8 protein-coding genes and 1 pseudogene are annotated in these 8,004 nt (G+C 27.8%); 7 read left to right on the top strand and 2 right to left on the bottom strand.

From position 1 onward, the window contains the following. Nucleotides 1–279: pseudogene (locus Q1X91_RS13865) on the bottom strand (chemotaxis protein); the annotation flags it as partial. Next, nucleotides 272–508 carry a hypothetical protein gene (locus tag Q1X91_RS13870; RefSeq protein WP_300758852.1) on the bottom strand — a complete coding sequence of 79 codons (237 nt, stop codon included), beginning with the start codon at nt 506–508 and terminating at the stop codon, nt 272–274. The gene Q1X91_RS13870 and the pseudogene Q1X91_RS13865, both read right to left, overlap by 8 nt. Nucleotides 509–846: 338 nt before the next feature. Here Q1X91_RS13870 and Q1X91_RS13875 point away from each other — a divergent pair, with 338 nt between their 5' ends. The 7 genes from Q1X91_RS13875 (at nt 847) to Q1X91_RS13905 (ending at nt 7,851) form a co-directional block, all read left to right on the top strand. Beyond that, nucleotides 847–1,545, top strand: a complete 699-nt coding sequence (locus tag Q1X91_RS13875) for a SprT family zinc-dependent metalloprotease (protein WP_300758854.1) — start codon at nt 847–849, stop codon at nt 1,543–1,545. Nucleotides 1,546–1,639: 94 nt separating this feature from the next. After that, nucleotides 1,640–3,064, top strand: a complete 1,425-nt coding sequence (locus Q1X91_RS13880; RefSeq protein ID WP_300758861.1) for a DUF4026 domain-containing protein — start codon at nt 1,640–1,642, stop codon at nt 3,062–3,064. A 252-nt stretch (nt 3,065–3,316) separates the two neighbouring features. After that, on the top strand, nt 3,317–4,282 hold the full coding sequence (locus Q1X91_RS13885; protein ID WP_300758864.1) for a beta-ketoacyl-ACP synthase III: 966 nt from the start codon (nt 3,317–3,319) through the stop codon (nt 4,280–4,282). A 189-nt stretch (nt 4,283–4,471) separates the two neighbouring features. Continuing rightward, a complete protein-coding gene (locus Q1X91_RS13890) occupies nt 4,472–5,338 on the top strand; it encodes a phosphate ABC transporter substrate-binding protein (RefSeq protein ID WP_300758867.1) in 867 nt (288 codons plus the stop codon). 19 nt (nt 5,339–5,357) lie between these two features. Next, nucleotides 5,358–6,269 carry a phosphate ABC transporter permease subunit PstC gene (gene pstC, locus Q1X91_RS13895; protein ID WP_300758869.1) on the top strand — a complete coding sequence of 304 codons (912 nt, stop codon included), beginning with the start codon at nt 5,358–5,360 and terminating at the stop codon, nt 6,267–6,269. Continuing rightward, nucleotides 6,266–7,105 carry a PstA family ABC transporter permease gene (locus Q1X91_RS13900; protein WP_300758872.1) on the top strand — a complete coding sequence of 280 codons (840 nt, stop codon included), beginning with the start codon at nt 6,266–6,268 and terminating at the stop codon, nt 7,103–7,105. The genes pstC and Q1X91_RS13900 overlap by 4 nt, the downstream gene beginning before the upstream one ends. Further along, entirely contained in the window at nt 7,102–7,851 is a 750-nt protein-coding gene (locus tag Q1X91_RS13905) for a phosphate ABC transporter ATP-binding protein (RefSeq protein WP_300758875.1), read from the top strand. Before Q1X91_RS13900 ends, Q1X91_RS13905 begins: the two co-directional genes overlap by 4 nt. Nucleotides 7,852–8,004 lie beyond the last annotated feature (153 nt).

The following is an 8,004-nucleotide window of genomic DNA, read 5'->3' on the forward strand; positions in this document are numbered from 1 at the left end:
TATACTTTTAGTAGTTTCTTCTATTATTATACCTGCATTTTTTATAGAATCCATAGACTCTTTCATCATATTATTGCCTTCTACAGAATGCGAAGTTGATGATTTTATTGTGGAAGCCATCTCTTCCATAGAAGAAGCTGTTTCTTCAAGACTTGCTGCCTGTGATTCTGTTCTTTTCGATAAGTCAGCATTACCATTAGCAAGTTCCTGTGCCGCATATGTAATCTTTTCAGAAGAAGCATTTACCTGCGAAATAATTTCTGTTAATTTCTTACGCATATTGCCGAATTACAGAATAAGTTTCTGCCAATGAAATTTGACTTATCATTATAGAATCAAATAATTTAGCATAGGCCTGTACTGTATTGTCAAAACCTTCAAATCGGCTTTTGCTTATTCCGATATTGGCAAAATTTACTGCTATTAAAAGAATAATCACTATAAGTCCTACCGATATTAATGATATTATAGCAGGTATCCTGAAAGACAAACTATGTATTTTTTTCATAATAAACTCCAATTATAAATAGAACAATTTTTTAAATTTCAAAAAATATTTAACTATCGATTATATAATATAAATAAATAAAGTATATATATTATTAATGTTTTAATCGTTATTTTTTGAAGTTTTTTTAAAATAAAATGTTTTTTTCATAATAAAAATTAAATTTTTTTTGACACTTTTTTTAAAAGTTTTATATATTATATATATCAATAGAATTGATTTGTATCTAATTTTATAAATTTTTTTCTTCATAATTTACCTTAATAGCGGACATAATTTTATGTCCGCTGATTTTTTAAATACTTTTATTATCACAAAACATAATTTTTTAATATAAAATGAATGAAATAATAATAGAATACAAAAAAATAAAAAATATTTATATAAGGGTTAAAGCAGATTTAAATATATATGTAACTGCTCCAAAAAGAGTTTCAAAAAAATATATATATGAACTTGTAGAAAATAGAAGAGATTGGATCGAAGAAAAAAAGGAAAACATAAATAAGAAAAATTTATATGACATAAGCAAAAAAGAATTAATAAATGGAGATAAAATATACTATCTTGGAAAATGTTATGAATTAAATATATTAAAATCAAAAAAAGAAAACATATTAATAAATGGTAATATTATAAATATGTATGCCAACATAAAAGAAGGGGAAAAGTTCATAGATGCTAATATCAAAAGAAAACATAGACTCCTTGAAACTTGGTATAAAGAAGAGGCATTAAAACTGTTTGATACTCTTTTAAAAAAATATTGCTTAATTATGTCTCTTGAAATAAAAGGCTTTACTATAAAAAAATTGAAAAGCAAATGGGGTTCATGCGACACATTAAAAAAACATATCACAATAAACCTAGAACTTATGAAATACCCAATCATAGTTTCAGAGTATATAGTAATTCATGAATTAGCCCACCTTATAGAAGCAAATCACAGCAAGAAATTCTATGAAATTATAAAAAAATATATGCAGGAATACAAAAAAGTAAAGAAAATACTAAATAGTTTTTTTAATGATTTATAAATTAAAACTATTGAAAAAAATATGATTTATACTATACTTAAAAACACTATTTAAGGTAAACATTAATTTTAACAAGTTTATGAGGTAAGATATAATGGATTATAATGAAAAATTATACAATGTATTTTCAAGCGGAGAGCAAAGAGTAGAATCATGGATGGCAGCAGTATTTTCAAAAGAGTATGATCATAATATTAGTATTGATGAAGTGAGGGAAATACTTTCTGAATCTGATGAGTATATGGTTTTAGAATTTCAAGAGATAGAAAAAAGCAATTTTATAAGAGATAAATCAAAATGGGAGATAGCTGTTAAACTTCAGTATTTGCCTATGGTAATGGACGAAAGTCATCATGATTGCGGCTGCGGGGGGCATTGTGAAGAAGGCGGATGCGGCTGTTCTCATTCCCATGATGATGAAGAAAGTGAAGAAGAGAATAATGATGAGCTTAGCTTTTATATTGCATTGGTTGATGCTTCATCTGTTACAGAAAATGTACCTGAAATATTTTCAGTAAACACTGTGAGAGAAGCCGACTATAACGAAGCATGCGAATGCAAATATGCAGTACATGTATCTACAACATTTGATAATTTCCCTCTCACAGACTATCAAAGACAATTAAAATTATTAGATAGTTTAGTTCCAGAAGCCTCTATATTTTTAGATATGTCATGCTACACTGCTCATTCTGGAGATTGGCTTTCATATACTTCTACCTTTGCATTGCCTGCTTCTTTGGATTATCTTTATACTATACATGCCGTTTATGATGATGATAAAGATCCGAACAAGGTAGAGTATTGGTTTCATACACATGGTCTTTACAGAGTAGGATCTATAGAACTTGAGATAGCAGGAGTTGAAGATTCAAATGCTTCTTATGCGGCACTTTTAAATACCTGTGCTAAAATGTTTATAGAAAGAGGAGTTCCGGATGCAGGTTTTAAATTCAACCCAGCTTATAATGTTTATGTATGCTGGTTTCCTTGGCAGGAGGCATTAAAAAAACTTAATATTGCCGATGATGTTTCTGGAAGTGCAAAAGATAGAAATGACGGAGTGCATAATACTCCTTCTGGTATACTAGTTGCTGTAGACAAAGACGGTAATTATCATTCTCTTGACTATTATAAAAAAGAACTTACTGATAATCCTATGTTTATGATGAGCTATTTTGAAACTTCGCTTATGAGAGAAGCTGCTTTTGAAAAATTAGAATATTTCTTAGAACTGCTAAACAAAAACAAAGGCGATGAAAAAACTTCTTTTTTGGTAAAATTAGGATACGGAGAAACTGAAGAAAATCCTAATGATTTGGAGCATTTATGGTTTGATGTTCATGATTTCACAGACGACGGATATTTTGATGCTACTTTAATTAATGAACCGTACAAAGATTTAGGTATGCATGAGGGTGACAGAGGAATGCATAGTATAGAAAGACTTACCGACTGGACTATATATTCAGAAGATGGCGAATACAATTCAAGAAATATTTATTTATTATTTGAATAAGTATTTTTATTTACAACCTAATTAAATTATAAAAAACAATAGGCTTTAATAGCCTCATTGTTTTTTATAAATATCAATTTTTAAATATATTATTATTTGCAGTAATAATATATATTAAAATTTACTATTATAGTCCTTATAATTTATCATTTTAAACAAAATAGTTACTATTAACTATAGTTTTTTTTGATATTTTATACTACAATTATATCATGAAAATTATACTTTTAACTACATTATTAGGAGCGTCAAGTGAAAAGAGCATATATAAAGAATATAGCATATTATGTGCCTGAAAGAATATTAGACAATAAATATTTTGAAAGTATATTAGATACCAATAATGAATGGATAATAACACGTACTGGTATAGAAACAAGACATATGGCAAGAGCCGATGAAACTATATTTGAAATGGGCTTCAATGCGGTTAAAAACTTAGAAAAAAAAGGTATAGCTTTAAATGAAGTTGATGCTATTTTAGTTCCTACTGTAACAAAAGATTATATATTTCCTTCTATGGCAGGTCAGCTTCAAAATGCGTTAGGGCTTAAACATTGCTTTGCTTTAGATTTATCGGCTGCATGTTCTGGATATATATATTCATTAAATACAGCAGTTGCTTTAATAGAAAGCAGTCAATGCAGAAATGTTCTTATAGTATCTTGTGAAAAATTAACTAAAGATATTAATTGGAAAGACAGAGGTACGGCTATTTTATTCGGAGATGCTGCTACTGCTTCGTTAATAACAGCAAGAGATGATGGAAAAGGAATTATTGGAATGCATATGCAAAGCGACCCTGATATGAGTATACTTTTAAATGGCGGAAGTGTATGCCCTATAAGAGAGGATATAGATGCTCCGGAATTTAAAATATATATGGCTGGTTCTGAAACTTTTAAAAGAGCTGTAACAGAGTTTTCTAACAGCATAGATAAAGTTTTGGCAAGTACTGGAAAACAGATGTCTGATATAAATTTCTTTGTTCCTCATCAAGCAAATTTAAGAATTATGCAGGCTGTTGCTAAAAAAATAGGTCTTCCTATGGAAAAAGTAAGCGTTGTATTAAATAAATTTGGAAACTGTTCTTCTGCAAGTATAGGATTAGCTTTAACTGATGCCTTAGAAAATAATAAAATTAAAGATAATGACTTGGTTCTTCTTACAGGATTCGGAGGCGGTTTCACTTGGGGATCTACTTTAATGATCTGGTAATACATCTATATTTTTGAATAAAATTATCGTTGGGATAGCTTTTAATGCTATCCTTTTTTATTATTTTAAGTTTTTATAGTGTTTAATTTATTGACTTTATATTTTTTTAATGTTAAATTATATTCTATCATTACAAATTTATAAGGATAATACTATGAAAAAATTATACTTTTTCTATCTATTGCGGCTTTGATTTTAAGCTGCAGTTCCAACAAAACAGATAATGCCTCAAAATCATCATCATCTAATACCAATTTTAAAGCAGAGATATCTTTTGACGGTTCATCTTCTTTAGCTCCAGTAATGGCTTCTATAGGAACAAAGTTTATGGAAGAATATGTTACTTGGGATAAAGTATCTCCTAATTTGCCTAATGAAAAAATTTCTATATATGTATCATCAGCAGGTTCCGGAGCTGGAGTAAAAAGTATATTAGATAATACAGCAAGTTTTGGTATGCTTGCAAGACAAATAAGAGACAGTGAAAAATCTCAAATGACAAATTATAAAGAGTTTTTAGTAGCTTCTGATGCTCTTACTGTATCTGTTAATGCTAAAAACCCAATAGTAAAAATTAAAGATAATTTGGATTCAGACACTATTAGAAAAATATTTTCAGGGGAATATAAATATTGGAGCGATGTAGATGCTTCTTTGCCTCAGAAAGAAATAGTAGTAATAATCAGAGATTTAAGCGGCGGTGCTTATGAAGTTTTCCAAGAATCTATAATGGGAGAAACTCAAATATCTCCTAATGCTATACAATCTCCTTCTATGGGAGCATTAGGAACAAAAATAGTAGAAAATGAAAATGCTATAGGTTATGCTTCTTACGGTGTTTATAATCAAAATAAAGATAATCTATTTGCTTTCAAAGTTGACGGAGTAGAACCTACTAAAGAAAATATATTAAACGGACAGTATAAAATACAAAGACCATTAATGTTTATTAAAAATTCAGAACTTTCTGAAAGTGAAAATGCATTTGTTAATTATGTATTCAGCGATATAGGAAAACAAGTAGTAGAAGAAAATGGATATATACCTGTAGAATAAATAATAAAATATACTATATATGTTGGAATACTTTAATACTATAAAAAATAATAATGCTTATCTTAAAGAAGCTATTTTTTCTTTATTTGTAACAATAGTATCTTTTTTATGTATTATTGTTTTGGCTTTTATTATATTTTTTATAGTAAAAGAAAGTATTCCAATATTAAAACATATAGGAATATATAATTTTGTATTTGGAAAAGTATGGCGTCCTTTGGCATTTGGAGTTTCTGAAAGTTATGGTATATTCTACATTATACTTGCTACAATATATACTGCTATGCTTTCAACATTGATAAGTTTATTTATAGGGATAGGATTCAGTATATTTCTAGTATTTATTGCTAATGATTTTGTACGTTCTTTTTCGCTTTCTTTGATGGATTTAATAGTTGCTGTGCCTTCTGTTATATATGGTTTTATAGGTTTAGTTATAATAGTAAAATTTTTCGAGCATGTACTTAATATGTCGGCAGGAGAATCAGTTTTGGCTGCAAGCATACTGCTTTCTTTTATGATACTTCCTTTTATAATTTCAACTGTTACAGAAAGTATGATGACATTAAAAAAATCGTATAATAATGTCTCTATTTCACTTGGTGTAGATAAATGGTATATGGTATTAAAGCTCATTCTTCCAAATTCAAAAAATGCTATTTTAGTTGGATTTATACTTGCTGTGTCAAGAGCTTTAGGAGAAACTATGGCTGTTATGATGGTTATAGGTAATTCTTTGGTTTTTCCAAGACTATTAGGAAAGGCTGAAACTATAGCTTCTTTAATTGCATTAGAAATAGGAATGGCTGAAGTAAAAAGCATGCATTACAGTGCTTTATTTGCAAGCGGTGCTGTACTTATGATAACATTATCTATCATTAATATATCTGTACATTTTTTGAAAAAATATTTACTTAAATTGGAATTATGAAAACTTTAATAAAGATATGGGCTGTAATAAGTTTTGCTGTAATTATATTTGCAGCCGTATTCATATTTATTTTTATATTATACAAAGGAAGAAATGCTCTAAGTTTGGACTTTTTGCTAGGTAAGCCTGAAGGAATTATCTTAGGTAAAGAAGGGGGAATATTTCCAGCTATAGTAGGAAGTTTATATACCTGCTTAATATCTTCTATTATATCATCAGTATTTGCAGTATCATCGGCTGTATATTTAGTATTTTATAATAAAAATAAGTATATCAATTCATGTTTTGATATAGTTTTTCAATGCATAGCTGGAATACCATCTGTTGTTTTAGGCTTATTCGGATATGCAATGCTTGTATTATATTTAGGTCTTGGGAAATCTATATTATCAATGGCTATAACTCAGTCTATTATGATTCTGCCGTTTACAGCAATAAGAATGAAAAAAATATTAAAAGAATTAGACAAAGATATAATAAACAGTTCTTATGCTTTGGGAATAAGTAAATCATATACTATTATACATATAGTATCAAAAGAGATAGGAGTAAAGGCTTTATCCGTAATAATGCTTGCAAATGCTTTTGCAATAGGGGCTGCTGCTCCTTTGATGTTTACTGGTGCTGTTATAAATGCCCCTACTACTTCTTCAATATTCAAACCTTCTATGGTGCTGCCTTATCACTTGTATATACTTCTTACTCAGGGAATATCTGAACAAAATGCTTATGCGACTGCTTTTGTGCTTCTTTCTATAGTTTTATTATTAAACTTTTTTGCTGTATTTTTAAGATTTTTAAGAATTATGATATTAAAAAATAGGTATAAAATATGAATAATGCTATTTTAAAACTAGAAAATATATACGTATATTACGGAGAAAAAAATATACTCAATAATATAAATATAGACTTTGAAAAAAATAAAATCACTTCTATAATAGGTCCAAGCGGATGCGGTAAAAGTACTCTTTTAAAAACTATAAATAAAATAATACTAGAAGAAGATAATGCCATTATAAAAGGCAGTATTTACTTTGATAATAAAAATACTAATGATATACCAGTAGAAATATTAAGAAAAAATATAGGAATGGTATTTCAAACTCCAACCCCTTTTCCTATGACAATTTATAAAAATATTAGTTATGCTTTAAAATATTACGGATTTAATAAAAAAGATATCTCAGAAAAAGTAACTTCGATTTTGAAAATGACTAATCTTTATGATGAAGTAAAAGATAAATTAAATACTTCAGCTTTAAAACTAAGCGGCGGACAAAAACAAAGACTTTGTATAGCAAGAAGTTTGAGCATAGAACCTAATATACTTCTTCTTGATGAACCTTGTTCTTCTTTGGATATTATAAACTCTAACAAAATAGAAGATACATTATTAAGTCTTAGAGATAAATATACCATTATAATAGTTACTCATAATATAGCACAGGCTAGGAGAATATCGGATAATTCAGTATTTATGTATGAAGGTAAAGTTTTAGCAAGCGGTAAAATTGATGATATTTTTAATAATAATGAAAACAAGATAATAAAAAATTATATAAAACTTATGGAGAGTTAGTAGTATATACCTAAACAAATACAGTTTGTCAAAAGTTTAATTTATGGTATAATTAAAATATGGATTTTAATTTAACAGACGAAGAAATAAAATTTTTGAAATCTTTTCATAAAAAAGTTAAAGATAGAAGAATAGCTGACAGAGTAAAGTGTG

This window comes from uncultured Brachyspira sp. (assembly GCF_949287625.1).
Taxonomy (GTDB): domain Bacteria; phylum Spirochaetota; class Brachyspiria; order Brachyspirales; family Brachyspiraceae; genus Brachyspira.